This is a genomic window from Gaiella occulta, from assembly GCF_003351045.1.
Classification (GTDB): domain Bacteria; phylum Actinomycetota; class Thermoleophilia; order Gaiellales; family Gaiellaceae; genus Gaiella; species Gaiella occulta.
Genome location: NZ_QQZY01000003.1, coordinates 248,006 through 274,343, shown reverse-complemented (window position 1 = coordinate 274,343; position 26,338 = coordinate 248,006). Strand labels below are relative to the sequence as shown.

24 protein-coding genes and 1 tRNA gene are annotated in these 26,338 nt (G+C 71.7%); 6 read left to right on the top strand and 19 right to left on the bottom strand.

The features are described 5' to 3' along the window. Positions 1-59 precede the first annotated feature (59 nt). From Gocc_RS08350 to Gocc_RS08330, 5 genes are all read right to left on the bottom strand, one after another. On the bottom strand, positions 60-497 hold the full coding sequence (locus Gocc_RS08350; protein WP_114796073.1) for an ester cyclase: 438 nt from the start codon (positions 495-497) through the stop codon (positions 60-62). 86 nt (positions 498-583) lie between these two features. After that, entirely contained in the window at positions 584-1,276 is a 693-nt protein-coding gene (locus Gocc_RS08345; RefSeq protein WP_114796072.1) for an SDR family oxidoreductase, read from the bottom strand. A 9-nt stretch (positions 1,277-1,285) separates the two neighbouring features. Beyond that, positions 1,286-2,161, bottom strand: a complete 876-nt coding sequence (locus Gocc_RS08340) for a sucrase ferredoxin (protein ID WP_114796071.1) — start codon at positions 2,159-2,161, stop codon at positions 1,286-1,288. Further along, entirely contained in the window at positions 2,158-3,318 is a 1,161-nt protein-coding gene (locus Gocc_RS08335; protein WP_114796070.1) for a class I SAM-dependent methyltransferase, read from the bottom strand. The genes Gocc_RS08340 and Gocc_RS08335 overlap by 4 nt, the downstream gene beginning before the upstream one ends. Next, positions 3,315-5,090, bottom strand: coding sequence for an acetyl/propionyl/methylcrotonyl-CoA carboxylase subunit alpha (locus Gocc_RS08330; RefSeq protein WP_114796069.1), 1,776 nt, complete (start codon positions 5,088-5,090; stop codon positions 3,315-3,317). The genes Gocc_RS08335 and Gocc_RS08330 overlap by 4 nt, the downstream gene beginning before the upstream one ends. Positions 5,091-5,112: 22 nt before the next feature. On the opposite strand from Gocc_RS08330, the gene pgsA reads away from it, so the two are divergent. Further along, on the top strand, positions 5,113-5,655 hold the full coding sequence (gene pgsA, locus Gocc_RS08325) for a CDP-diacylglycerol--glycerol-3-phosphate 3-phosphatidyltransferase (protein ID WP_181813482.1): 543 nt from the start codon (positions 5,113-5,115) through the stop codon (positions 5,653-5,655). Positions 5,656-5,840: 185 nt separating this feature from the next. Here pgsA and Gocc_RS08315 read toward each other — a convergent pair whose 3' ends face one another. Genes Gocc_RS08315 through Gocc_RS08300 form a run of 4 tightly spaced genes read right to left on the bottom strand, consistent with a single transcriptional unit; the run spans position 5,841 to position 8,753 of the window. Further along, on the bottom strand, positions 5,841-6,869 hold the full coding sequence (locus tag Gocc_RS08315; protein WP_114796066.1) for an ABC transporter ATP-binding protein: 1,029 nt from the start codon (positions 6,867-6,869) through the stop codon (positions 5,841-5,843). Continuing rightward, a complete protein-coding gene (gene modB, locus Gocc_RS08310; RefSeq protein WP_220150524.1) occupies positions 6,812-7,636 on the bottom strand; it encodes a molybdate ABC transporter permease subunit in 825 nt (274 codons plus the stop codon). Before modB ends, Gocc_RS08315 begins: the two co-directional genes overlap by 58 nt. Beyond that, positions 7,633-8,379, bottom strand: a complete 747-nt coding sequence (gene modA / locus Gocc_RS08305) for a molybdate ABC transporter substrate-binding protein (RefSeq protein WP_114796065.1) — start codon at positions 8,377-8,379, stop codon at positions 7,633-7,635. Before modA ends, modB begins: the two co-directional genes overlap by 4 nt. After that, positions 8,376-8,753: a TOBE domain-containing protein gene (locus Gocc_RS08300; RefSeq protein WP_114796064.1), complete on the bottom strand. Its 378-nt coding sequence runs from the start codon at positions 8,751-8,753 to the stop codon at positions 8,376-8,378. Before Gocc_RS08300 ends, modA begins: the two co-directional genes overlap by 4 nt. Before the next feature lie 58 nt (positions 8,754-8,811). On the opposite strand from Gocc_RS08300, the gene Gocc_RS08295 reads away from it, so the two are divergent. Continuing rightward, entirely contained in the window at positions 8,812-10,020 is a 1,209-nt protein-coding gene (locus tag Gocc_RS08295; protein ID WP_220150523.1) for an MFS transporter, read from the top strand. Positions 10,021-10,098: 78 nt separating this feature from the next. Here Gocc_RS08295 and Gocc_RS08290 read toward each other — a convergent pair whose 3' ends face one another. The 3 genes from Gocc_RS08290 to Gocc_RS08280 all read right to left on the bottom strand — a co-directional run bounded on the left by Gocc_RS08290 (position 10,099) and on the right by Gocc_RS08280 (position 15,821). After that, entirely contained in the window at positions 10,099-12,126 is a 2,028-nt protein-coding gene (locus Gocc_RS08290) for an HD-GYP domain-containing protein (protein ID WP_114796062.1), read from the bottom strand. Beyond that, a complete protein-coding gene (locus Gocc_RS08285) occupies positions 12,123-13,883 on the bottom strand; it encodes an MFS transporter (protein ID WP_114796061.1) in 1,761 nt (586 codons plus the stop codon). The genes Gocc_RS08290 and Gocc_RS08285 overlap by 4 nt, the downstream gene beginning before the upstream one ends. A gap of 375 nt (positions 13,884-14,258) precedes the next feature. After that, positions 14,259-15,821, bottom strand: coding sequence for an acyl-CoA carboxylase subunit beta (locus tag Gocc_RS08280; protein WP_114796060.1), 1,563 nt, complete (start codon positions 15,819-15,821; stop codon positions 14,259-14,261). A gap of 97 nt (positions 15,822-15,918) precedes the next feature. Here Gocc_RS08280 and Gocc_RS08275 point away from each other — a divergent pair, with 97 nt between their 5' ends. Together Gocc_RS08275 and msrA are read left to right on the top strand one after the other, a co-directional pair. Then, complete coding sequence (locus tag Gocc_RS08275) at positions 15,919-16,884, top strand: trans-sulfuration enzyme family protein (RefSeq protein ID WP_181813481.1); 966 nt, start codon at positions 15,919-15,921, stop codon at positions 16,882-16,884. Between the two features lie 65 nt (positions 16,885-16,949). Next, on the top strand, positions 16,950-17,603 hold the full coding sequence (gene msrA, locus Gocc_RS08270) for a peptide-methionine (S)-S-oxide reductase MsrA (protein WP_114796058.1): 654 nt from the start codon (positions 16,950-16,952) through the stop codon (positions 17,601-17,603). Positions 17,604-17,624: 21 nt separating this feature from the next. Here the strand turns inward: msrA and Gocc_RS08265 are convergent, their stop codons facing one another. Genes Gocc_RS08265 through Gocc_RS08245 form a run of 5 tightly spaced genes read right to left on the bottom strand, consistent with a single transcriptional unit; the run spans position 17,625 to position 22,807 of the window. After that, a complete protein-coding gene (locus Gocc_RS08265; protein ID WP_114796057.1) occupies positions 17,625-18,452 on the bottom strand; it encodes an ABC transporter permease in 828 nt (275 codons plus the stop codon). An 8-nt stretch (positions 18,453-18,460) separates the two neighbouring features. Then, positions 18,461-19,381, bottom strand: coding sequence for an ABC transporter permease (locus Gocc_RS08260; RefSeq protein WP_114796056.1), 921 nt, complete (start codon positions 19,379-19,381; stop codon positions 18,461-18,463). Next, entirely contained in the window at positions 19,382-20,518 is a 1,137-nt protein-coding gene (locus tag Gocc_RS08255) for an ABC transporter substrate-binding protein (RefSeq protein ID WP_422717988.1), read from the bottom strand. A gap of 5 nt (positions 20,519-20,523) precedes the next feature. After that, positions 20,524-21,543: an ABC transporter ATP-binding protein gene (locus Gocc_RS08250; protein WP_114796054.1), complete on the bottom strand. Its 1,020-nt coding sequence runs from the start codon at positions 21,541-21,543 to the stop codon at positions 20,524-20,526. Beyond that, positions 21,527-22,807 (bottom strand): aspartate aminotransferase family protein, encoded by a 1,281-nt coding sequence (locus Gocc_RS08245; protein WP_114796053.1) that lies wholly within the window; start codon positions 22,805-22,807, stop codon positions 21,527-21,529. The genes Gocc_RS08250 and Gocc_RS08245 overlap by 17 nt, the downstream gene beginning before the upstream one ends. Positions 22,808-23,025: 218 nt before the next feature. On the opposite strand from Gocc_RS08245, the gene Gocc_RS08240 reads away from it, so the two are divergent. Further along, a tRNA-Thr gene (locus Gocc_RS08240) sits at positions 23,026-23,098 on the top strand. 151 nt (positions 23,099-23,249) lie between these two features. Here Gocc_RS08240 and Gocc_RS08235 read toward each other — a convergent pair. After that, complete coding sequence (locus Gocc_RS08235; protein WP_114796052.1) at positions 23,250-23,933, bottom strand: GntR family transcriptional regulator; 684 nt, start codon at positions 23,931-23,933, stop codon at positions 23,250-23,252. A gap of 98 nt (positions 23,934-24,031) precedes the next feature. Then, the gene (locus tag Gocc_RS08230; RefSeq protein ID WP_181813480.1) at positions 24,032-25,414 is read right to left on the bottom strand and encodes an ammonium transporter; all 1,383 of its coding nucleotides are present in this window, start codon (positions 25,412-25,414) and stop codon (positions 24,032-24,034) included. A gap of 195 nt (positions 25,415-25,609) precedes the next feature. Here Gocc_RS08230 and Gocc_RS08225 point away from each other — a divergent pair, with 195 nt between their 5' ends. After that, positions 25,610-26,326, top strand: coding sequence for an isochorismatase family protein (locus Gocc_RS08225; protein WP_245904894.1), 717 nt, complete (start codon positions 25,610-25,612; stop codon positions 26,324-26,326). The last annotated feature ends 12 nt before the right edge of the window (positions 26,327-26,338 follow it).

The following is a 26,338-nucleotide window of genomic DNA, read 5'->3' as shown; positions in this document are numbered from 1 at the left end:
CAGCGATCGGCGTGCCCGCCTTCGGGCCGTCCGGCCCGCGCGGATCGGTGGATCCGGGCTCAGGCGCGGGCCGCCGCCGGCTCGGGCACGAGCCCGAGTTGCGTCAGCATCTGCACCTGGTCGTAGTAGAGGCGGTCCTCGACGACTCTGCCTGCGGCGATGCGAAGCACCTCGACGCCCCGGCCGACGAGGTGCCGGTGGGTCGCGGGGATCTCGCCCTGCTTGCCCACAAGAGGCTCGTCATGGGTCCCCGAGAAGGTGAACTCGCGCACCGCCCAGTCGCCTGCGACGATCTCGTTGTGGCTCGTGATGCGTGCATCCGGGAAGGCGCGCAGCCACGCCATCGCATACTCGGTGGCTGCCTCGGCTCCTTCCAGGTGGACGTCATCGGGAGCTTCGAAGACGACGTCGTCGGCGAAGGTCTCCCTGATGCGCCGCTCGTCGTGGGCGTTGAAGGCGTCGAGAGCCTCTCTCGCTGCCTCGAGCGTGCCCGCCATACCGACCTCCTTTCTCGTGCGTATTCGCACGAGAGCCGAGCGTACATCGCTTCGCGTCCACGGTCAACGTCCCGACGTCCGCGCCGTCACGCCGGCTGAGCGGTCGGCCGTACCAGGATCTCGCTCACGTCGACGTGCGGCGGCTGCGAGAGCGCGAAGAGGACGGCGCGCGCGACGTCGCCCGGCTCGAGCGGCGCGTCGAGCGGCACCGTGTCGAAGAACGGCGTGTCGACGATCCCGGGCGCGATCACCGTGACGCGCACGCCGCTGCCGTCGAGCTCCAGGCGCACGTTCTCGGCCATCGCGTGGACGGCGTGCTTCGTGGCCGAGTAGAGCGAGCCGGGGATCGCGCGGCGGCCGGCGACCGAGCCGGTCAGGAGCAGATGCCCCCTCGACTCCTTCAGCGCGGGCAGGCTGGCCCGGATCGTCAGCGCGGCGCCGTAGACGTTCGCGAGCACCATCTCGCGCCAGTGCTCGACGGTGTCGCCGAGGAAGCCTCGCCGGGCGCCGAAGCCCGCGTTCGCCCAGGCTGCGTCGAGGCGGCCGAAGAGCTCGAGGCACGTGACGACGGCGGCCTGCTGGTCGGCCCATTCGGTGACGTCGCACTCGACCGCGACCGCATGCCCGGGCCCGCCGAGCTCGGCGGCAAGCGCCTCGAGCCTGTCGATGGAGCGGGCGGCGAGCACGAGCCGCCAGCCCTCGGCCGCGGCCATGCGCGCCGTCGCGGCGCCGATGCCGGAGGAGGCGCCGGTGATGAGGAGGACACGCCCGCCGGCCATGCCTCGACTCTACACCTCGCCGATCGCGGCGCCCTCCCAGCGCACGGCGAAGCGGACCGTCGGCTCGGGCCGGCCGCCGCAACTCGGCGGCACGAGGGGCCCGTCGTGCTCGTCCACGGCGAGCGTCACCTCGCCGATCGGCGTCGCAAAGCGGTGACGGGAGCCGTCGCCGGCAGGGCCCAGGTAGCGGAGCGCAGCCAGACGAGCTTCGCCGAGCCGTTCCCTGATCGCGAGCTCGGCCGCCTGTACGGCCGGCGCGTGGATCACGCGCCCGCGGTAGTGGGCGAGCGGGACGGCGTCGGCGGCGAGCTCGGCGGCGACGCGCGCGGCATCGATGGGCCGCACCCGTCCGAGCATCACGCCGTGCGGCAGCGCGAGCACGTTGCCGGCGAAGCGGTGGCCGCCGAGGTGCGAGCACTGCCAGACGGCGTCCGGCTCGACGAGCCCGCGCAGCGCCTCGTAGAGGGGCACGCCGAGCCGCGCGCAGCAGGCGTCACGGCGGCCGTGGGCGCAGACGAGGAGCGTCGGCACGGCGACCGGCTCGGGCGAGCGGCCCGGGTCGAGGTCGAGGGCGGCGAGGTCCTCGATCCGCTCGAGCTCGAAGCGCGCGAACGCGCTCCCGTGCTCCCCCACGTGCGCGACGAAGACGGCGAACGTCGGCGCGGCGCGGCGCTCCGGCTTGCGCACGAAGAGGACGCGGCCGTCGCCGCCGGACTGCGACGCCCACTCGACGAGGCGCTCCCGCACCGACGCCGGCAACGAGCCGTCCGCGACGACGTCCCTCCCCCACGCCTCGCGCACCTCGACGAGGAGCCACCTGCTCGCCCGCGTCGCCGTGCCGCCGAGCCGCTCCAGAGAGGCGGCCGACAGCTCGGAGCAGCTCATCTCGTTCCCAGCCTGTCGGCCAGCATCCGTTCGAGCGCGGGGTCGATGCCGAGCGCCGCCTTGAACGCCAGGTAGTCGTCGAATGCCTTCGCGCGGTCGCGCGCCGGCCGCCGCACCGCACGCAGGAGCAGGTTCTTCGGCGTGTGCTCGAGCTCGACGAACTCCACCACCTGCACCTCGTAGCCGGCGGCGCCGAGCAACTGCGCGCGCGCCGCGTCGGTGACCTCGGCGGCGAAGCGCTCGCGCAGGATGCCATGGCGCAGCAGGGGGCCGAGGGAGGCGTTCGCGAGCTGGGGCAGTAGCTCGTGCTGGCAGCAGGGCACCGCGAGGATCACCGCCGCCTCGGCGCGAACGGCGCGGTCGAGCGCGGCGTCGGTCGCCGTGTCGCATGCATGCAGGCTGACGACGAGGTCGGCGCCCTCGAGCCCCGCGTATCCTGCGATCTCCCCGACCTCGAAGCGCAGGCCGGCGGCGCCGAGCCTACGGGCGAGCGCCTCGCAGCCGGCCACGACCTCCGCCTTCAGATCGAGGCCGACGATCTCGACCTCGCGCCCGTGGACGGCGGCGAGGAGGTGGTGCAGGGCGAAGGTGAGGTACGACTTGCCCGAGCCGAAGTCGACCACGCGCAGCGGCCCGTCCGGGAGCTCCGGCAGCACCTCGCCGACGAGCTCGAGGAAGCGGTTGACCTGCCGGAACTTGTCGTAGTGGCGCGCGCGCACCTTGCCCTCCGCCGTCATGACGCCGAGCTCGACGAGGAAGGGCACGGGCTCGCCGTCCGGCAGCAGCCTCCGCTTCACGCGATCGTGGCGGAGCCGCGCGGAGGGCCTGGTCGGAGCGCGGCGCAGCACCTTCGCGCCCCTGCCGCCGGCGAGGACCTGCCAGTCGTCCTCTGTCGACTGCAGGAGCCCCTGCCGGAACTCGCCTGCGAGCAGGTGCGCGAGCCTCCGCGCGGTCTCCTCCGCGGCGAGGTTCTCGTCGACCGTGCGCGTCTCGTGGTGGTACGTCCAGCGGTAGCGGAGACTGCCGCGAACGACCACCGGGGCGACCGTCACCCGGGCGGCGCGAGAGGGATCGCTACGCCGCGGGCTGCTGAGGGTGGCGCCCGTGAGCTGCCCGCCGGCGACGAGTCGTGCGACGAGCTCGTCCGTCTCGCTCATTCCCGCTCGGCGACGACGCAGAGGAGCTGGCCGTTGGCGACGGCCTCGCCGGCGGCGATGCCGAGGTCGCGCACGACGCCGTCGCGCGGCGCTGCGATCTCGTTCTCCATCTTCATCGCCTCGACGACGAGCAGCACCTGCCCTGCGGTGACCTCGTCGCCCTCCGCGACGTCGACCTTGAGCACGGTTCCCTGCATCGGGCTCGTCACCGCCCCCGAGCCGCCGGCCGCCGTCGCCGCCGCGCGCTCGCGTCGCCGGCGCGCGAGCTCGGCCCAGGGTGCTTCGGTCACGTGCAGTCGCACCTCGTACGCGCGGCCGTCGACCTCGACGGCGACGAGTCGCTCCCGCGTGGGAACGCCGTCCGGCCGCCGTGCTACGGTTGTTGTCCGATGCGACAACTGCTTCGTGATCTCGCCCGCGCGCTGTGCGAGCTCCTGCGACTCCACGATCCCGTGGCACGTGCCGCCGGCGACGAAGCACGGCTCGGAGAGCAGCGCCAGGTGAAAGCCGACGATCGTCGGCGGGCCCTCGATGTGGAACTCCTCGAGCGCCCGCAGCATCCTGCGTCGCGCCGTCTCGCGGGTCGTGTCGTGCACGATCAGCTTCGCGATCATCGGGTCGTAGAGGCCGGAGATCTCGTCGCCCGCGCGAACGCCGGAGTCGACGCGCACGCCCGGCCCGGCCGGCTCCTCGTAGGCCGTGATCAGCCCCGGCGCCGGCAGGAACCCCCTCGACACGTCCTCGGCGTTGATCCGGCACTCGATCGCATGGCCGCGCGGGCTCACGTCTTCCTGGCGCAGCGACAGCGGCTCGCCCTGCGCGACGAGGATCTGCTCGCGCACGAGGTCGAGCCCCGTGACCATCTCGGTGACCGTGTGCTCGACCTGGATGCGCGTGTTCATCTCCATGAAGAAGTAGTCGCCCTCCGCGGTGAGCAGCCCTTCGATCGTGCCGGCGCTGCGATACCCGGCGGCGCGGGCGGCGCTGACCGCGATCTCCCCGATGCGCGCGCGGAGCGCGTCGTCGACGGCGGGCGACGGCGTCTCCTCGATCAGCTTCTGGTGCCGCCGCTGGATCGTGCAGTCGCGCTCGCCGAGGAAGAGCACGTTCCCGTGCGCGTCCGCGAGCACCTGCGCCTCCACGTGCCGCGGATTCTCGATGAACTTCTCCACGTACACGGCCGCGTCGGCGAAGTACTTGAGCCCCTGCCGCTGCGCCGACTCGAAGGCGCGTACCGCCGTGTCGGCGTCGGCGACGATCTCCATCCCCTTGCCGCCGCCACCGGCGGCCGCCTTGATGATGAGCGGGTAGCCGATCGCCTCGCCGAGCGCGACCACCTCCCCGACCGCCGTCACCGGCTCCGTGGAGCCGGGGACGATCGGCACGCCGGCCGCCTCCATCGCCGTGCGCGCCCGCGTCTTCGAGCCCATCAACTCGATCGCGGCCGGCGGCGGGCCGATCCACACGAGCCCCGCCTCCTCGACGGCGCGGGCGAACGCGGCGTTCTCGGCGAGGAACCCGTAGCCTGGGTGTACCGCCTCGGCGCCCGCGCGCAGCGCGGTCTCGACGATCACGTCGCCGCGGAGGTAGCTCTGGTCGGCGGGGCCGGGGCCGATCAGGTACGCCTCGTCGGCGACGCGCGTATGGAGGCGTCCGCGGTCGGCCTCGGAGTAGACGGCGATCGTGCCGATGCCGAGCTCCCGCAGGGTGCGGAACACACGCACCGCGATCTCGCCGCGGTTCGCCACGAGCACTTTGCTGAAGGACGCCATCCGCCGCGTATTCTCCCCGAGAATGACGCTCCCCGACCAGCTGACCCTCACGCGTGCCCTCGCGGTACCGATCGTGGTCGTCCTGTTCGCGTGGGACTTCGGGGGGCACGCCTACTGGGCCACGGCGGCGTTCATGATCGCGATGGCGACCGACCAGGTCGACGGCTGGCTCGCGCGGCGCTGGCACCAGACCTCGGCATTCGGCTCGCTGCTCGACCCGATCGCCGACAAGGTGCTCGTGATGGCGGCGCTCGTGATGCTGGTCGCCGAGGGCGTGGCGCCGGCGTGGATGGTGGCCGCGATCGTCGCCCGGGAGCTCCTCGTCTCCGGGCTCCGCCTCGCAGCGATCGAGAAGGGCGTCGTCATGGCTGCGCGCGACCTCGGCAAGCTGAAGACGTGGGCGCAGGCTCTCGCGGTCGCGGCGGGCGGTTTCGCCGCGGCCGGCGCGTGGAGCCACCGCGTGGCGTGGTGGATGCTTCTCGTCGCCGTGCTGCTGACGTGGGTGTCCGGGCTCGACTACGCCCGGGGCGCCCCGCGTGTGCTGCGCGGGGAGCACGTGCCGTAGGCGCCGCACCGGGGTGTCGGGGGCGTCCGCTCCGCCGCCTCGGCCAGCCCCGCAGACCACCACGGGCTCCGGTACGCCTCCGGCTCGTCGTCGACGTCGACACTCTCGCGCGCGAGCGCGACGGTGACCGCAGCCTCCACGCCGTCGTGCGGATCCGGCACGAGCCTCAATTCCACGCGCCAAGGCTACGCGAGGCGCACGAGTCGTGTCGCCGTCGCCTTGAACGTCGCCACGACCACGTCGCCCTCGCGCAGGCGCAGGCGGTCGGCCGATCTCTCGGTCACCTCGGCCGTGAGGGGGCCCACGCGCACGCGCACGCGGTTGCCGAGAGCGACGAGCGAGGAGATCGGAGCGCACACGTGGTTGACGGCCGAATCGCCCGCTGCGTCGCGCCCGATCGAGACATCCCACGGGTACACGGCCAGGGCGACCGGCCCCTCGCCCGCGTCCGTCGTCCAGATGCTCCCACCTCCGTCGAGGACCACCTCCGTCAGCCCGCCTCCGGATCGCGCGGTGCCGTGGAGGACGTTCGCGCCGGTGAAGCTCGCGACGAACGCGTCGGCCGGCGCCGCGACGAGATCGGCGGCGCCCCCGACCTGCAGCACGCGCCCGTCGACGAGGACACCGATGCGGTCGGCGAGCGTCGCCGCGTCCTCGAAGTCATGCGTGACGAGGAGCACGGGCAGCCCCAGCTCGGCGAGCAGCTCGCGCAGCTCGGCGCGCACCGCCGCCCGGGTGTGCGCGTCGAGCGCCGAGAGCGGCTCGTCCAGCAAGAGGACGCCCGGGTCTCGCGCGAGCGCGCGCGCGAGCGCGACCCGCTGGCGCTCGCCGCCAGAGATGTCGCCCGGGCGGGCCCCGGCGAGATGGGCGACGCCGAGCCGCTCGAGCAGCGCGTCGGCGCGGCCGGAGCCGCCGAAGACGACGTTGGCGCGCACCGTCATGTGCGGGAAGAGCGCATACTCCTGGAACACGAGCCCTACCGACCGGCGCTCCGGCGGAATGTCCACGCCCTGGGCCGTGTCGAGCCACACGTGGTCTGCGAGCGCGACCCGGCCCGTATCCGGGCGCAGCAGCCCCGCGATCGCTCGCAGCACGCTCGACTTCCCGGCGCCCGAGGGGCCGACGAGCGCGAACGTCTCGCACCCCACGTCGAGCGTCAGCTCGAGCGCGAAGGAGCGGAGAGCGTGACGAAGGGAGACGTGGAGCGTGTCCATGCGGGAACGATCTTGACTGCGAGCAGCACCGCGCCGCTCACGAGCACGAGCTCGGCGCCGATCGCGAGCGCCGTGTCGAAGTCGACGTCGAACTGCTCGTACACGGCGAGCGACAGCGTCTGGGTCACTCCCTGTAGCGAGCCGGCGAACATGATCGTGGCACCGAACTCGCCGATGCCGCGTGCGAACGCGAGCGCCGCTCCGGCGCCGAGACCGCCCGACGCGAGAGGGAGAGCGACACGGAAGAAGGTGCGGGCCGGGCCCGCCCCGAGCGTGCGGGCGGCTCCCACGAGGTCGGGATCGACGGCCTCGAACGCGGCGATCGCCGCGCGGACATAGAAGGGCGACGCGACAAAGGTGACGGCGAGCACGACCGCGGTCTCGGTGAACGGGATCGACAGCCCCAGGGCGTCGAGCGACGCGCCCAGCAGACCGAGCCGCCCGAACGCCGCCAGCAGCCCGATACCCGCGACCGCGGGCGGGAGCACGAGCGGCAGCTCGACGAGCGTGGTCACGAGCGCGCGCCCGCGAAAGCGCCGCGTCGCGATCAGGTAGGCGGCAGGCGTGCCGACGAGCAGGATCAGCGCGTTCGCGACGAGATTCGTCTTCAGCGTGACGACGAGCGCGTCGAGCGCCACACGGCTTCCCATCCGCGCGATCAGCTCGAGGGGAGGCACGCGAAGGAAGATCGCGGCGATCGGAAGCAGCAGGAACCCGAGGGCGAGCACCGTCGTCGCCCAGAGCATGAAGGGGAACAGGCGCTTCACGGGATGCCGAAGCCGGCGCTGCGCAGCTGTCGCCGCCCGTCCGGGCCGAGCAGCGCGATCACGAGATCCTGCGCCGCCGCGACGTGCCGCGACGACGATGTGATCGCGACCTCGTAGCGCACCGTCGGCTGCGCCCGGCGTGGCAGCGGGATCGAGACGACCTTCGCGGCGACGGGGCGTACGTCGGTCGCGTACACGAAGCCTGCATCCGCCTCCCCGAGCGCGACCTTCGTGACGACCCCTTTCACGTCGGGCTCGAGGCTCACCGCCTTCCGCAGCACCCGCAGCAGCCCGAGGCGCTCGAGCACCTCGCGGGTGTAGAGCCCGATCGGGACCTTCGCTCCCGCCACGACCAGCCTCAGGCCACGACGGCGCTCGAGGTCGCCGACGGAGCGGATCCCGGCGGGATTCCGCTTCGGAACGATGAGCACGAGACGGTTCGTCGCAAACGCCACGGGCTTGCGCACGAGGCCGGCCGCGAACAGCTCCTGCGTGTAGCGCGGGCTCGCGGAGAGGAACAGGTCGGCCGGCGCTCCCTGGCGGATCTGCTGAGCGAGCTGGCCCGAGCCGCCGAACGAGTACCGGGCGTTCGCCTCGATCCTCGGAAGCACCTCGGTCAGCGACGCCGCCGCAAGGACGACGGGCGGGCCGCCCGCAGGCGCTGCCGTTGCGGCGAGCGACACAGACACGGCCGCGCAGGCCGCCGGCACGGCGATCGCGACGGCCGGCAGCGCGCGCTTCACAGCTCCACCATCACCGACGTCGACTTGACCACCCCGGCGGCGCTCATCCCCGCCTTCAGGCCGAGCTCCTCGGCGGACTCGCGCGTGACGATGGCGACGACGCGGGACGGTTCGGTGACGTCGATCTCCACGCGCGCGAGCAGCCCGTCCAGCTCGACCGAGCGGATCACGCCGCGGAAGCGATTCCGCGCCGAGATCTGCTCCGAGCCGGTCGCCCCGCGGAGGCGCTCGACCTCCGCGAACGGCACCACGCGCCTGTTCGCAGCATCGCGCTCGACCCTGATCTTGCCCGCACGATCCCAGCGCCGGAGCGTGTCGAGGCTGATGCCGAGCACGCGCGCGGCCTCCGCCGCGCTCAGACTACGCCTATGCATTGCATGTGCATATCAGATGAGAACGAGAGGAGCAAGCAGAACCGTCTACGCTCGCCTCGTGCACGGCCGCAGGCGGGAGCAAACCGGGAACGAGCACTGGCTGAACCGGGGCGTCGGGGCGATCGGCGGCGCGAGCCTCCTCTCCGACCTCGGCCACGAGATCCCGACGGCGCTGCTGCCGGGCCTGCTGACGACCACGCTCGGCGCCCCCGCGGCGGCGCTCGGACTCGTCGAGGGTGTCGCCGACGGCCTCGCAGGCGCCGCCAAGCTCGCCGGCGGGGCGCTTGCCGACGATCCGCAGCGACGCCGAGCGACGGCTGTCGGCGGCTACACCGTAACCGCCGTCCTCTCGTCGGCGATCGGTCTCGCCGGCGCCGCCTGGCAGGTCGGCGTGTTGCGCTCTGCCGCCTGGACCGCTCGCGGCATCCGCGGACCGTCGCGGAATGCGCTCCTCGCCGACGTCGTCGACGCGTCGGCGTACGGGCGCGCGTACGGGTTCGAGCGCATGATGGACAACCTCGGCGCGATCGGCGGCCCGCTGCTCGCGCTCGCACTCGTCGCGGTGTTGGACGTGCGCACGGCGATCCTGCTCTCGATCGTCCCGGGGATGCTTGCGGCGCTCGCGATCGTGATCGGCATCCGGGCAGCGCCGCGTGCCGAGCGGCGCACCCACCGCCCTCTGCGCCTCCGGGTGCGCCCGGTGCTGCGCGGCCGGCTCGGCCGGCTGTTCGTCGGCGTCGGCGCCTTCGAGGTCGGGAATGTCGCCGCGACGCTGCTGATCCTGCGCGCGACGGACATGCTGGAGCCCGGACGGGGCCACGACGCCGCGGTGCAGACGGCGATCCTGCTGTACACGGGCTACAACGCCGCCGCGACGCTGACATCGCTTCCCGGCGGCCGCTGGATCGACCGCGGCGGCCCCGTGCGCGCGCTGGCCGGCGGCTTCTCGTGCTTCGCCGTCGCGTACGGCGGGTTCGCGTTCGCGGGAGGGGGGCTCGCGCTGACGGCGCTGCTGTTCGCCCTCGCGGGCGTCGGCATCGGGCTCGTCGAGACGGCGGAGAACGCCGCCGTCGCCTCGCTCGCCCCGGAAGCGGTACGCGGCTCCGCGTTCGGGCTGCTCGCCGGCATGCAGAGCTTCGGCAACCTCGCGGCAAGCGGGGTCGCCGGTCTCGTGTGGACAGTCGCCTCGCCCGAGGCCGCGTTCGCCTACCTCACCGTGTGGATGCTCCTGGCGCTGGCGGCGCTGGCCTGGACACGGGGCGACTGAGGCGGCCGGCGGGCGCGTCCGCCGCGCCTCCGACCTCGACCGTCGCGCACGGAGAGCAAGACCCACGCCGCGGCGAGATCAGCCCTCCTGCGGACGCGACTCAAGGACCGGAGCCCGGCGTCCCGAGCCGGCAGGACCGACCGGCGGCACGGGGGCGGCGCCGGGGGGAAGGAGCATGTCGGCGATATCCGTGCGCGCCCGCAGGAGCGCGGCTTCGAGCCAGCGTGCGGGCGTGTGTGCGAAGGCGAAGACGGCGAACTGCTCGACGGCAGCCGGAGACGCGAGCCGCAGCGCCAGCCACGCGCCGTCGAGCTCGTCGCCCTCGCGCCGGAGCAGGCCCGCGCCGTCGTCGGCGTCGCGCAGGAGCCAGGAGACGATCCTCTCCTCCGAGGCCCGATTGCCCGCCGTCCCGACTTCCGATACGACACGACCCTCCAGGCGTTGCGGGTCCCACTCGACGAGCGCCGCCCATGTCGGACGCGCGGCGGCGGCGAGGGCGGCCCGCAGCAGGGAGAGCGGGCTGTCCGCTCCGGAGCCTGCACTGCTCTGCGCCGCAAGCTGCCGTGCGAGAGAAAGGGTGCGGAAACGCTCGGCAATCAGCGCAGCCAGCACGACGGCAAGCGTTGCCAGCGCCGACAGGATGACGGGCGCCCGGCCCGAGGCGAGCGCGGCCAGGGAAGCGGCGATCGTCACCACGAGCACCCACAGGCGGGAGTTGCGGACGGCGGACGCGATCGATCGCAGGTCGAGGTCGTGCTGCGACGTGAACGGCTCGGCGAGGGAACGCAGCTCCTCGGGCGACAGCACGTCCTTCGGGTCGAGGCCCCGCTTGAGCGCGACGAAGGCCCTGGCGACGAGGGGGTGGAACTGGGTTCCGGCTCCGCGTTCGATCTCCGCGAGAGCGGTCTCCTCCGGCAGCCCGGAGCGGTAGGGGCGATCCGAGACCATCGCGTCGAAGCTGTCGGCGACGGCGATGAAGTACGCCTCCATCGGGATCGCCTCCGGCGGCACGGCGTAGTAGCCACGTCCGTCGAAGCGCTCGTGGTGGTATTCGACGGCGCGCGTATGGGGGGCGGCGAAGCGGAACCTGCGCAGGAGCCGGGCGGAAAGGCGCGGGTGGCGGCGCATCGACTTCCACTCCTCGTCGGCGAGCCTGCCGGGCTTCATCAGGATCGACGAGTCGACGGAGATCTTCCCGAGGTCGTGGAGGCGGGCGGCCCAGCGCAGCGTGAGGATGCTGGTGGTGGGCAGGTCGAGCGCCACCGCGAGCTCGCGCACGCTCACGGCGACCCGTTCCGAATGGCGGTGCGTGCTCGGGTCGCGCTCGTCGACCACGTTCGCGAACGTCTCGAGCGAGCGGGCCGTCTCGATGCGGAGCTGGGCGAGTCTCGCGCGCGCCTGGTAGACGCCGAACACGAGCGGAATGAGGAACACCGTGCCCCAGCCGTTCATCTGGACGAAGAGGGCAAACGAGAGACCGACCCCCGCCTCGCCCGCCGCGGACGCGAACTCGCTGCGGAGCTTCTGGTCGAGGAGGAGCGTCAGCGGCACGTGCGTGATCGTGCTCACGAGGATGCTCACGAGCAACGTGTTGACCGTGGTGTACGCGAGCCAGAGCGCGGCGAGGGCGACCAGGTCGTCCGGCAGAGCGATCGACCCCACGGTGCCGCCGGCCGCGACGAACGCGCCGCCGGCGGCGACGCTCGCGAGCGCGAAGACACTCGCGTTGAACGCGATCTTCACGGGAGACTCGCGCCGCAGCAGATCGGCGACGAGGAGCGCGAACACCGCGACGAACCCGGCGGCGAACGGGCCGACGAGCACCACCGCGGCGATATGGATGCCCGACGAGAAGCTGAACGCCTGAGCGCCTGCGGCGTCGAGCGGATCCTCGTCGCCAGGGACGTTCAGCCACTCGGTGATCAGCGCGGCGGCCATCAGCAGCGCCAGCGTCGACCAGTCGTCGCTGCCGTAGAACGCGAACAGCCCGAGGGAGCCGGATCCGGCCGCAGTGACGGCTGCGACGATGACGAGCGCCCGGCCGGGCAGGCCGGCGGCGCCCGAGCGGCGGGCCAGCGCCCGCAGCGCCTGCGCGCGCCCCGTCATCCGCCCTCCTCGGCAGCGGCAGGAGACGGCACGGGAGCTGGTCGCGTCGACGCCGCGAGCAGCCCGATCGCCCCGGCGGCGGCCAGCGCGAGCGCGACCACGCCGAACACCTGAGGCGGCGCCAGCACGCCCGCGAGCAGCGGCGCCGAAGCGACCCCGAGCACCATCGTCGTCGCCGTGGTCGCCGCCGAGGCGCCGAAGACGGTCGCGAGACGCGACGACTCGGTCGTCTGCTGCAGTGTCGTATCGAAGAAGACGTCCGTCGTGCCGTCGATGAACCCGACGCCCGCGAGCAGGAGCACCGCCATCGCCACCTGCGTCGTTCCCGCCATCATCGCGAAGAGAACGGCCATCCCGAGCAGGCCCAGTCCGATCCAGCGCGAGGGCGCCGAACCGCTGCTCGTGGACGCGACGAAGATCTCCCCCGCGGTCAGGCCCGCGGCGAGGGCGCCGATCGCGAAGCCGTACGACGCAGCCGGGCCACCCAGGTGGTCGAAGTAGCGCGGGAGACTCGCGTTCGTCAGGCCGGTCGCATACGTCGCGACCGAGAAGCAGAGGATCAGCAGCCCCGACTGCCGGTGGCTGACGAGGTAACGGACACGCTCGAACGGCCGCTGTCGCCGGGCCGCCGCTCTCGACCGCGGGGTGTCGGCGATCCGCAGGCGCGCGAAGAGCGCGAACGCCACTGCGAACGTGGCAATGTCGATCACGAGGGACGTGACGACCCCGAAGCGCGCAAGCGCGAGCGCTCCTGCGCCGGCGCCGACCGCCATCGCGAGGCTCTTCGTCATCCCGATCGCGGCGTTCGCCGCGACGAGCACGTTCGGGGCCACGATCGACGGCAGCACCGCCGGGGTCGCCGCGGCGCTCAGCGCGGCGAGGATGCCGGAGAGCGCGAGAGCCGTGATCACGAGGACCTCGGATCCGGCGAGCGTCGCCGCGAGGGCGGCAGCGACGATGAGCCCGCGGGCGAGCTCGACCGCCGGTAGCAGTCGCGCCACCGGCAGGCGCTCGACGACGAAGACGGCCAGGCTTCCCCCGACCACCGGCGGCGCCATGCGCACGAGCAGCAGCAGCGCGACGGCGGACGTGGAGGCGCCCCGGGAGTAGATCCAGCCGACGAGCGCCACGATCGTGAGCCAGTCGCCGACCTGGGAGACGAACTTGCCGGCCGTGAGGCGGGCCACCTCCGGGAGCCGCAGCGGCTCGAGCAGACGCCGCGTGACGACGATGCGCGCCTCGACGCCGACGGTGGCGGCGGCGGCGATCAGCCACACGGCTCCCACGCCGATCAGGAGATCTCCGAGGGAGAAGACGTTCGCGAGCGGCAGAGCGTCGGGCAGCGCGAAGACGTCTCCGAGCCAGCGCAGACGCGACGCCTGCTGCGAGACGTTCGCATACGCCTGCGGCGAGATTCCCGCGGCCTCGGCCGCACCCGGCGACAGGGGCATCCTGCCGCCGTTCACGGCGACGACGAGCGCGTTCATGACCGTGCCCGCGAGCATCAGCGCCAGCGCGCGGATGCGGCGGTTGGCGAGCCCGAAGGCGATCAGCAGCAGGTACGTGCCGACGTGCGCCAGATCGCGCACGCCGCCCGGGACATGGCTGCCGAGCTGCGAGAACAGCGCCACCTGGACACCGAGCGCCACGACGACGAGCCACGGGCGGCGAAAGTCGACCGCAGCCAGGCGGTTGAGGTCGCCGCCCGCAGCAAGAGCGACGACGATTCCGACGAGGATGGAGGGAAGGAGGAACACGCCAGGGTACGGTCGGGGCCTGACGGCGTTATCGGCACTCACCTGGAACTCTTGAAGAGGAGGGACAGCTCCGGAGAATCACCCTTTCGCGGCATGCGCCGCGCACGCGCGTCGCGGTGAATGCGAGCGGCGTCACACCGTGTGACGCAGCAGGATCGGATCAGGAGGTTCGACACATGCTCAAGTCTCGTGCGATCCACTGGGGCGTACGCGCAGCGCTCATCGCAAGCTTCGTGCTCGCCGCCGGCGCCGGCACGAAGTGGAATCACTAGGACCGTGCGCCATCCTGCGGGTGCCGCCGGCTCTCGACCGGCGGCGCCCGTAGCTCTTCCTCGTGCGGCCGGCCCGTTCTGACCCCCTCAGGCGGCCGCCGCGTCAGAGCGGGATGTTGCCGTGCTTGCGCTTCGGGCTCGGCTCGCGCTTGCTGAGCGCCGTCTCGAGCGCGGAGATGAGCACCGGGCGCGTGCGCCGGGGCTCGATCACGTCGTCGACGTAGCCGCGCTCGGCGGCACTGTAGGGGTTCGCGAAGCGCTCCTTGTACTCGGCGATCAGCTCGGCGCGCCGCGCCTCCGGGTCAGCCGCCGCCGCGAGCTCGTTGCGGAAGACGATGTTGACGGCGCCGTCGGGCCCCATCACCGCCACCTCGGCCGTCGGCCAGGCGACGTTGAAGTCGGCGCGGATGTGCTTCGAGCTCATCACGTCGTAGGCGCCGCCGTAGGCCTTGCGCGTGATGACGGTCAGCTTCGGCACCGTCGCCTCGGCGTAGGCATAGAGCAGCTTGGCGCCGTGGCGGATGATGCCGCCCCACTCCTGTGCCGTCCCCGGGAGGAAGCCGGGCACGTCGACGAAGGTGAGAAGGGGCACGTTGAACGCGTCGCAGGTGCGCACGAACCGGGCCGCCTTCACCGACGCGTCGATGTCGAGCACGCCGGCGAGCGCCGCCGGGTTGTTGCCGACCACGCCGACGCTGTGGCCTCCGAGCCGCGCGAAGCCGCAGACGATGTTCTCCGCGTAGCGGGGCTGCACCTCGAGGAAGGAGCCGTCGTCGACGACGCGTGCGATCACCTGCTTCATGTCGTACGGCTTGTTCGGCGCGTCGGGGATGAGCGTGTCGAGCGAGGCGTCCTCGCGGTCGACGGGGTCGGTGGGCGCCGCCCACGGCGGCGACTCGAGGTTGTTCTGCGGCAGGAACGACAGCAGGTAGCGCGCGTCCTCCAGGCACGCGTCCTCGTCCGGCGCGGTGAAGTGGGCCACACCCGACTTCTCGGCATGGGTGGAGGCGCCGCCGAGCTCCTCGAACGACACGTCCTCCCCGGTCACGGTCTTCACGACGTCGGGGCCGGTGATGAACATGTACGAGGTGCCCTCGACCATGAGCGTGAAGTCGGTGATCGCCGGCGAGTAGACGGCGCCCCCGGCGCACGGGCCCATGATCAACGAGAGCTGCGGGACCACGCCCGACGCCTGCACATTGCGCCAGAAGATCTCGGCGTAGCCCGCCAGCGAGACGACGCCCTCCTGGATGCGGGCGCCGCCCGAGTCGTTGATCCCGATCACCGGGCAGCCGTACTTCACGGCCATGTCCATGAGCTTGCAGACCTTCTCCGCGAACACTTCCGAGAGCGAGCCGCCGAACACGGTGAAGTCCTGCGAGAAGACGAACACCTTGCGCCCGAGCACCGTTCCGTAGCCGGTGACGACAGCGTCGCCCCAGGGCCGCTTCTCGCGCATCCCGAACTCGACCTCGCGATGACGCACGAAGCGGTCGAGCTCGACGAAGGAGCCCGGATCGAGCAACCGCTCGATGCGCTCCCGCGCGAGGAGCTTTCCGCGGGCGCGCTGCTTCGCGATCGCCTGCTCGCCCGCCGCGTGCAGGGCCTCCTCGCGCAGCTCGGCGAGCCAGGCGAGCCTGGCCTCGGTGGAGTCGTGGAGCGGCATGCGGGTGAGCCTAACCGCTCGCCGCCGGGCCGTCGCCGTCGAACGCCGCGCACGGGGCGCGCGCCGGCTCCGGCACCCGCCCCGATACAGTCGGGGGATGCCGGCCCCGCTCGACCGCTCCGCCGCCTGGCCGTACGAGAACGGCGCGCCCGGCCCGTTCTCGTACGCACGCGCCGACCACCCGACGGGCGTCGCGGCCGAGCGCAGGCTCGGCGAGCTCGACGGCGGCCGGGCGCTGCTGTTCCCCTCCGGCATGGGCGCCGTCACGACCGTGGCGCTGACGATGCTCCGGCCCGGCCGGACGATCGCCGTCGCAGCAGGCTCCTACTACGGCACGTCGGTGCTCTTCGACCATCTCGCACCGTGGGGCCTGCGCTGGGTCGAGTTCGACCAGACCGGCCCGCCGCCCGCCGGCGCAGACCTGATCTGGCTCGAGGCGCCCGCGAACCCGCTGCTCACGATGCCCGACTTCGCGGCGGCCGCCGCCCACCCCGCTCCCGTCGTCTGCGACGCCACCGTCGCCTCGCCGCTGCGCGTGAAGCCGCTCGAGCAGGGATGCGACGTGGCGCTGCACAGCGCGACGAAGGTGCTCGCCGGCCACGACGACGTGCTCGCCGGCGTGGCGACGGTGAGCGACGACGCGCTCTTCGACGCACTCCACCTGACGCGCCGGCTCGCCGGCATCGTCGCCGGCGCGGATGCCGCCTGGCTCCTGCTGCGCGGCCTCGAGACGCTCGAGGTGCGGCTCGAGCGGCAGGAGGCGACAGCGCACGCACTGGCGCAGCGGCTCGCGGCGCACCCCGCGGTCGAGACCGTGCGCTATCCCGGCTTCTCGTTCCTGCTCTCGTTCGACGTCGCGGACGGCGGCGCCGCGCTGCGCGTGGAACGCGCGCTGCGGAGGATCGAGAACGCGACGAGTCTCGGCGGCGTGCGCTCGAAGCTCGAGTCGCGCCACCGCTGGGAGGGCGACCGCTGCCCGCCCGGGCTGCTGCGTCTCTCGGTCGGGCTCGAGGACGCCGACGTGCTGTGGGCGGATCTCGCCCAGGCGCTCGCGGCCGCCTGACCGGCACGGCCACGGCCTCTCCGACCGGCGGGCGACGACACCGCTGCTGCCGCTATCGTGGGGAGATGCTCTTCACCCGCAAGAGCGCCGCCATGCCCGCGCGCGAGGACGCGCTCCCCGGCCGCCCGGGCGCCATGCCCGTGATCGAACGCCACGTCGTGCTCGACACGCCGCTCGAGCCGCCGTTTCCCGACGGGATCGAGACGGCGGTGTTCGGGATGGGCTGCTTCTGGGGCGCCGAGCGGCTCTTCTGGCGGCTCCCCGGCGTCTACTCCACGGCCGTCGGCTACAGCGGCGGGATCACGCCCAACCCGACCTACGAGGAGGTGTGCTCGGGGCTGACCGGGCACACCGAGGCCGTGCTCGTCGCCTACGACCCCGCGCGGATCTCCTACGAGGAGCTGCTGAAGGTGTTCTGGGAGGGGCACGACCCGACCCAGGGCATGCGCCAGGGCAACGACGTCGGCACGCAGTACCGCTCGGCGGCCTACTGGACGACCGAGGCGCAGCGCGCCGCGCTCGAGGCGTCCCGCGACCGCTACGCCGCCGCGCTCGCCGCCGCCGGCCACGGGCAGATCACGACGGAGATCGCGCCGGCGGGGCCGTTCTCCTACGCGGAGCCGTACCACCAGCAGTACCTGGCGCGCAACCCGACGGGCTACTGCGGCATCGGCGGCACCGGCGTCGCCTGCCCGGCCGGCACCGGCGTCACGACCTAGCACGCCTCGCGGACGCAGGCTCTATGCCTGCGTCGACTGCTCCGCCGCGGCCCCCGAGCGCGCGACGGCGCCGATGTCGCTCGTGAGACGCTGCGCCACGTAGACCGGGATCGCCGTGACGAGGATGACGGCGAGCGCGATCGCGTTCACGACGGGAAGCTGCTGTCCCTGGCGGATGAAGCCGAATATGAGCAGGGGCAGCGTGTTCTGCGACCCCGCGGTGAAGAACGTGACGACGATCTCGTCGAACGAGAGCGCGAAGGCGAGCAGCGCACCGGCCACGATCGCCGTGCGCACCGCGGGGAACGTGACGTAGCGGAAGGTCTGCCAGCCGTCGGCGCCGAGGTCTGCCGACGCCTCGAAGAAGGAGCCCGACGTGCGCCGCAGCCGCGCCAGCACGTTGTTGTAGACGATGACCACGCAGAACGTCGCATGTCCGACCACGATCGTCCACAGCGACAGGTCGATGCCCCAGAAGACGAAGAACGAGTTCAGCGCCATGCCGGTGATGATCCCCGGCAGCGCGATCGGCAGCACGAGCAGGAACGAGAACGCGCTCTGGCCGAAGAAGCGGAAGCGGTTGAGCCCGAATGCCGCGAGCGATCCGAGCACGAGCGCGATCGCCGTCGCCGCCGAGCCCGCGCGCAGCGAGAGACCGAGCGCCGCGCGCACCTCCTCGTCGTGCCACGCCACCGCGAACCATCGCGTCGTGAAGCCCGGAATCGGCCAGCTCTGCACGTTCGAGGAGTTGAAGGCGTACACGGCCATGATCAGCAGCGGAATCCACAGGAACGCGATGACGAGGAGCGCCCAGAGCGAGAGGCCGAGTCGGGTGGCGCGCGTCTCCATTCAGTCCCTCACAGGTTGTCGAAGGCGCCGAGACGCTTCATCAGCGCGAGGTAGAGGGCCATGATCCCGAGCGGCACCATCGCGAACGCCGCCGCGAAGGGCACGTTGTTGGCGACGCCGACGTTCGCGAACACGACGTTGCCGATCAGCTGCGAGCTGGGCCCGCCGACCAGCGTCGGTGCGATGTAGTCGCCGAGCGTCAGCGAGAAGGTGAAGATCGACCCGGCGGCGATGCCCGGCACGGCGAGAGGCAGGATGACGCGCCGCAGGGTGGTGCCGCCGCGCGCGCCGAGGTCGGCGGAGGCCTCCATCAGCGAATAGGGGATCTTCTCGAGCGCCGCGTACACGGGCAGCACCATGAACGGGAACCAGATGTAGGTGTAGACGAGCCACATCGCCCAGTTCGTGAAGGCGATGTGGAGCTGCGGCAGCGCGAGCTTCGCGAGCGACCAGTTGAGCGCCCCGTCCTCGTTCAGGATCAGCCGCCACGAGTACACGCGGACGAGGTAGCTGACCCAGAGCGGCAGCAGCGTCAGCACGAGCAGGGCGACGCGCAGCCGCGGCGTCGCGACGCGGACGAGGAAGTACGCGTACGGGAACGCGAGCAGGACGCAGGTGACGGTGACGGCCGACGCGATGCCGATCGTCCGCAGCGCGATCGTACGGTAGGTCGGGTCGTCCCAGAGGGTGCGGAAGTTGTCGAGCGACCAGCTGCGCACGATCTCGCTCGTGAACGGATCGACCGACCAGAACGCCGACACGAACAGGGCCACGAGCGCGGCGACGTAGACGAGCAGGAACGCCGCCACCGGCGGCGAGATCTCCCCCAGCGCCTTCAGCCGGGGATGGCGCCAGGCAAGGCTCGAAAGAGAACGGAGGGCCCCCCGGCGCGGGGAGCCCTCCGTCAGCGGTGCGGCATCGGACGCCATCTACCCCTTGATCTGCGTCCAGGCCTGGACCCACTTCGTGTAGTCCACGCAGTCTTTCTTGCCGTTGCCGCAGTCTGCGAGCGGCGTCTTCCAGAACTTGATCGAGCGGTAGTAGCTCTCGGGCGCGTTGGCGTTGTACTGCGCGCACGAGCCCTTCGAGAGCTTGTTCATGATCGGGCACGCCTTCCTGTTGACCGGCGTCTCACCGAAGTACACGGCCTGCTGGGCCTGCGGCTTCGCCTGCGTGATGTACGCCATCCACTTGTAGGCGCAGTTCGGGTGCTTCGCCTTGGCCGACAGCATCCACGTGTCGAGCCAGCCGGTCGCGCCCTCCTTCGGGATCACCGAGGCGACCGGCACCTTGGCAGCCGCGAGCGTGTTCACCTGGTACGGCCACGAGGCGCCGAGCGTCGCGCCGCCGTTCTTGAACAGGTCGATCTGGTCCGACGCGAGCGGCCAGTACTTCTTGACGAGCGGCTTCTGCTGCTTGAGCAGGCTGACGGCCGCGTCGAACTGCTTCCTGGTGAGCTCGTACGGATCCCTGATGCCGAGCGCCGGCTGTGTCCGGGACAGGTAGAGCGCCGCGTCGGCGATCTGGATCGGGTTGTCCGGGATCGAGATCTTCCCCTTGTTGGCCGGGTCGTAGAGCACCTTCCAGGACGTCGGCTTCTTCTCCTTCTTCGTGTTGTAGATCAACACGTTGGGGCCGAACTGGAGCGAGATGCCGTAGTGCTTGCCGCCGATCGTGTTCGTCGGGGGCGACTTGAAGGCGGCGAAGAAGTCCTTGTACGACGGGATCAGGTTGACGTTGACCTCCGCCACGTCCTTGCCGTAGATGAGCCGCAGGCTTGCGTCGCCGGAGGCGGAGACCATGTCGTACTGGCCGCCGCCGCCCGACCGCATCAGGTTGACCATCTCGTCGGAGCTGCCGGCGTACTTCGCCTGCACCTTGCAGCCCGTCTGCTTCTCGAACGGGGCCACCCACTGCTTCTCCGTGTAGCCTTCCCAGGCAACGAGCGTGAGCTTGCCCTCGCCCTTGCCGATCGACGTCGGCACCGTGGTGCTGTTCGAGACGCCCGCCGCCGGAACGGCGAGGGCGGCGACGAGCAGCACCGGCGCGACGTGCACGAAGCGAATTCGCTTCACGTTCCCTCCTCCTCGATCACGAATTCCACGTCCGGGCTCCATGCCAGGCGGACGTGCCTTCCCTCCATCTCGTGGACGTCCTGCGAGGACGTCTCGAGGTTCTGCTGGACGACGGCGAGCTCGCCGCCGCCGTCGAGCACGACGACGAACTTCGTCACGGGTCCGAGGTAGACGGCGGCCCGGATCACGCCGGGCTCGCCGCTTCGCGCGTCCGCCGGGAGCAGGCGGATCTTCTCGGGGCGCACGGTGAACGTGCGGCCGTCCCGCTCGAGGATGTTCGACGTACCGATGAAGCCGGCCACGAACGTCGTCGCCGGATGCTCGTACATCTCCGCGGGCGTGCCGACCTGCTCGATCTTGCCCTGGCTGAAGACGGCGATGCGGTCGCTCATCGTCAGCGCCTCTTCCTGGTCGTGCGTGACGTAGACGAACGTCATCCCGAGCTCCTGCTGGATCTGCTTGAGCTCGATCTGCAGCTCCTGCCGCAGCTTCAGGTCGAGCGCGCCGAGCGGCTCGTCGAGGAGCAGCGCCTGCGGCCGGTTGACGATGGCCCGGGCGAGCGCGACGCGCTGGCGCTGGCCGCCCGAGAGCTGGCCGGGCTTCCGCTCGCCGTAGCCTTCGAGGCGCACCATGCGCAGCGCCTCGTCGGCTTGCGCCCGGCGCCGCGCCTTCGCGACCTTCTTCACTCGCAGCCCGTACTCGACGTTCTGCTGCACGGTCATGTGCGGGAACAGCGCGTAGTCCTGGAACACGGTGTTGACGTCGCGGTCGAACGGGGGCAGCGACGAGACGTCCCTGCCCCCCAGCTCGATCGTGCCCGCGTCCGGGCGCTCGAAGCCGGCGATCATGCGCAGCGTCGTCGTCTTGCCCGAGCCGGACGGCCCGAGCAGGGTGAAGAACTCGCCTCTCGCGATGGCCAGGTCGACGCCGTCGACGGCGGCGACGTCGCCGTAGTGCTTGCGCAGCCCCGTGACCCGCACGTCGGCCGGGGCCGCCGGCTCAGAGAGCAGCGGCAAACGACTCCTCCAGGAGCGCCATGCCTTCGTCCAGCTCGTCGCGCTCGATCGTGAGCGGCGCGAGCAGGCGGATGACGTTGCCGTACATGCCGCACGCGAGCAGCAGCAGCCCTCGCTCGAAGGCGGCGCCGACGATCGCGGCGGCCCGTTCGGGCGACTGCTCGACGAGCTCGAAGGCGAGCATCGGCCCGAGCCCGCGCACCTCGCCGACGGCGTCGTGCGCGGCGGCGATCTGCTCCATGCGGGCGCGCATGGCGTCTCCGAGCGCGCTCGCCTGCGCGAGGAACGCGGGCTCTGCGACGGCGTCGAGCACGGCGACGGCGGCCGCGCACGAGAGCGGGTTGCCGCCGAACGTGCCGCCGAGGCCGCCGGCGGGCACCGCGTCCATGATCGAGGCGGGCCCGGTGACGCCGGCGAGCGGCAGGCCGCCGCCGATCGACTTGCCCGAGACGAGCAGGTCGGGGGCGGCGTCGGCGTAGTGCTCGATCGCCCACATCTTCCCGGTGCGGCCGACGCCCGACTGCACCTCGTCGTCGACGTAGAGGATGCCGTGCTCGCGGCACACCTCGAGCAGGCGCCGCGGGAAGTCGTCCGGCATCGGGATGAAGCCGCCCTCGCCCTGCACGGGCTCGAGCACGACGCAGGCGACCGTCTCGGGGTCGACCTCCGCCTTGAACAGCTTCTTCAGCCCTGCGATGGCGTCGTCGCTCGTCACGCCGCGGTAGGGATAGGGCACCGGCGCGCGGTACACCTCGGGCGCGAACGGGCCGAAGCCCGCCTTGTACGGCTTCACTTTCGCCGTCATCGTCATGGTCAGGAGCGTGCGGCCGTGGAAGGCGTTGTCGAACACGACGACCGCAGGACGGCCGGTGGCGGCCCGCGCGATCTTGACGGCGTTCTCGTTCGCCTCCGCCCCGGAGTTGACGAGAAGCGACTTCTGCTGCTCGCCGGCGCAGGGCGAGAGCTCGGCGAGGCGCCGGCAGACCTCGACGTACGGCTCGTAGACGCCGACCATGAAGCACTGGTGCAGGTACTCGTCCGCCTGCGCCTTGACGGCGTCGACGACGGGCCCGAAGCGGTGGCCCGTGTTCTGGCAGCCGATGCCGCCGGCGAAATCGATGAAGGTGCGGCCGTCGACGTCGGTGACGCGGGCTCCGTCCGCGTGGGCGACGACGAGCCTGGGGGTCGAGACGCCGCCGCTGACGTAGCGCGCGCGCTCGGCGAGGATGCGATCGTGGTGGGTGGTGGTCTCAGGCGTGTGCATCGCGGCAGTATGCATCAGGACGGGTGCGCTTTTCTCCGGTTCTCCCTACTCCTGCCTCGCAATGCGCAGAACGCGTCGGACGCGGGTCCGAGCGCTGCCCCCCGTGGACGGAGTCTCGCGCCGACCGGTGCCCGTCCGCAAGCGGCCGACCGTGTCGGCCGAGGGCATCGCCCATGCACGAGAGCCGCGGCGATTCACGTCTACGATTGCGGTGACGCGCCGGAGTAGCTCAGCTGGTAGAGCACCGCTCTTGTAAAGCGGGGGTCGTGGGTTCGAGTCCCTCCTCCGGCTCCTCTTCTCCTTCCGCTTTCCTTCCTCCCTCCTGTCGCTGCCGGTCGCTCCCTTGCATCCCTTCCCACGCGTCGTGCTCGTGACCCGCGGCGCCGAGGCTCGTTGCGCCCGTCGAGCGGCACACGGAGCGCGAGTCGGGATCCGAGGAGGCTCAGCGCTCCTGCGCGGCGACGGCGACCTCACCCGTCCAGCGGACGTGGTGCTCCATCAGCGCGGCGGCGGCGTCGCCGTTCCTGCGCTGGATCGCGTCGGTGATCTCGGCGTGGTGGTCGGCCACCGTCAGGCGATGCTCGGGCACGTAGGCGGCGTACGCGCGATAGCGCCTCGGGATCACCATCACCTGGTCGATCATCCTCTTCAGGTGGGGGACGTCGACCGCGTCGGCGATGACGCCGTGGAACACGAGGTTCTCTGCGACGAGCGCGTTGAGGGCGTCACCGTCGTGGGTGGAGAGCTCGCGGAAGCGGTCGAGGCTGGCCTCCAGCCGGCGGATCGTCGCGTCCGTCGCGCGCTCGGCTGCGAGCCGGGCGGCATGCCCCTCGAGCACGGCACGGAGGGCGTAGATGTCGTGGAGCTCGGACGCGTCATAGGCCCGCACGACCGCCCGCCGCGTCGCGGTCGCCTCCACGAGCCCTTCGTTGCGGAGCTCGATGAGGGCCTCGCGCACCGGAGTGCGGCTCGTGCCCAGCTCGCGCGCCAACTGCTCCTCGCGCAGGACGTCGCCGGGCTCGACGCGGCCCTCGACGATCGCCCGCCGAATCTCGTGGGCGATCAGGTTGCCGGCTCGCTCGGTCGCGAGGATCGGCTGGCCGAAGATCGGTTCGGGCTCGCTCATCTCTGGATCTCTCCTGCGACACAGTGTACGAGGCGGGGTGATCCGAGCCGGTGGCGTGGCCGACAGCCTGTCGGCCACGCCACCGGCTCGGGAGAGGCTCAGGTCGTGGCGGTCGACCCGGCCGGGGTGGGCACGTCGACGCCGCGCCCGTGCAGGGGCTCGTGATCCCAGTACGCGTGATCGAGGCCGGCATCCTGCTCGGCGTCGGTCACCTTGAAGCCGGACGTCTTCTCGAAGAAGAGGGCGATGAGCAGCGCCGGGATGCCGGCGATCGCCATGATCGTCACGACCCCGACGAGCTGCCACCACGGCGTGATCGTGGCGTGCTGGAAGCCGTACTTGCCCTCGAGGCCGACGAAGCCGCCGGTCTTGGTGCCCCACTGGATGAACCCGGTGGCGATCGCGCCGATCACGCCGTTGAACAGCGCGAGCGGGACGACCTTCGGGTCGTCGATCCCGAGCGCGACCATCACCCGCTGGCCGAGCAGGGTCACGAAGGGCCCGAACAGGGCGACGATCAGGATCACCCAGGGCTTGGCGACGTCGAACAGGGCACCGCAGAGGATCGCTCCCGAGATCGGGCCGAGGAAGACCCAGGCGGGCTGACGCTCGCGGTAGGCGATCACCGTGCCGGAGAGGCCGCCGGCGAGGAACGCGGTGAGGACGTTGATCATGACGATGCCCATGCCGCTGGTCGTCATCGAGATGCCGAAGTAGCCGCCGCCCGGGAAGACCCAGCCCGAGCCGAGCGCGATGAAGGGCAGGGCGAACATGATCAGCAGGATCCCGGCGCCCGTCATGGCGAGGTTCGCGGGCGGACGCTCGACGGCGGACGGCTGCCCGCCTGCTCCGACGCCCCGCCGCGGCCCGACCCTCCAGGCGAAGACGAGGCTCACCGTGCCGGCGAAGATGTAGAGCGGGAAGACGCCGTCGAAGTCGTGCACGCCACGGTTCGTGAGCGGGCTGACCGGTCCCCAGGCGAGGTAGCCCGCGAGCGGTGACAGCACCGTCCCGACGATCGCGGCGGTGACGAGCAGCGGCAGCGCCTTGATGCGCTCGACGACGGCGCTGTGGATCAGGGCCATGGTCGCCATCGAGAACGTCATGAAGAACACGACGAACACCTGGTTCACGTCGGCCTCGACGACCTTCTTGGGGTCGAGGTTCCCCGCGAACTCCGTCATGTTGTTGCCGAACAGCCACCAGTCCTTGAGCGCCTGCCCGAGCGGGCCCGGGACGCCGAAGGCGGTGTTGAACGACCATTGCCAGATCGCGTAGCCGACGAAGATCGTCGTCAACCCACCCACCATGGCGGCTGCGATCTTCAGCACCCACGTGTCGACCATGCTCTTCGCCCGCACGAGCCCGCCGTCGACCAGGCACAGGCCCAGCACCACGAGCACGACGCACATCGCGGCGAACGCGTAGAGCAGGTCGAGATAGAAGACATCGAGCGAGACTTGCTCCTTAAAGGTGGCCATCGGCCTCGTCCTTCCTCCCATGAGTCAGGGGTGCCGCGGCCGCTCGCGGCGTGTCTCTCGTGACTGGGCGACCGGCTGCGACCAGAGCCGGTCGGCGCGGAGGCACGGCGGAGACGGTCCATGCTCGCCTCGTGCCCGTCGTGCTTCGTATGACGTTTGACCTCCCCACTGGATGCGTGTATACAACAATGCAGAGTGACTTACAACCTCGACGACACGACAGCCGAACGGGGTGACGAGACGGCCCGCGTGTATTCCCGGGCCGGCTTCGGCGCCAGGGTCGAGCGCGGCCCGCGGCCCGCGCTCGTCGTCGTCGACCTCAGCCGCGGCTTCACCGAGGCGGCGTTCCCGACCGGCAGCGATCTCACGTCCGAGGTCGGGGCGGCGAAGAGCCTCGTCGACGCCGCGCGCGCCGGGGGCTGCCCGATCGTCTTCACGACGATCGCGTACGACCCCGGCGACGAGGAGCGGCTCGCCTGGCTGCGCAAGGCGCCGGGCCTCGCGGTGCTGGCGGCCGGATCGGAGCTCGTCGAGGTCGACCCACGACTGGAGCCGGCCGACGGCGAGCCGGTGGTGACGAAGAAGGGCGCCTCCGCGTTCTTCGGCACCGACCTCGCGGATGACCTCCACCGGCGCGGCGTCGACACGGTCGTGATCTGCGGCGCAACGACGAGCGGCTGCGTGCGCGCCTCCGTCGTCGACTCCGTCCAGCATGGCTTCCCGACGCTCGTCGTACGCGAGGCGGTCGGCGACCGCGCCCGCGCACCACACGACGCGAACCTCTTCGACATCGACGCCAAGTACGGCGACGTGATCGCGCTCGACGATGCGGTCGCGTACCTCTCGGCACCATGGGGTGCGGCAGCCCCCGACGACCGTAGCCAACGTCCCGACGGGACGACCACCCCGTAGGAGGGCCATCAG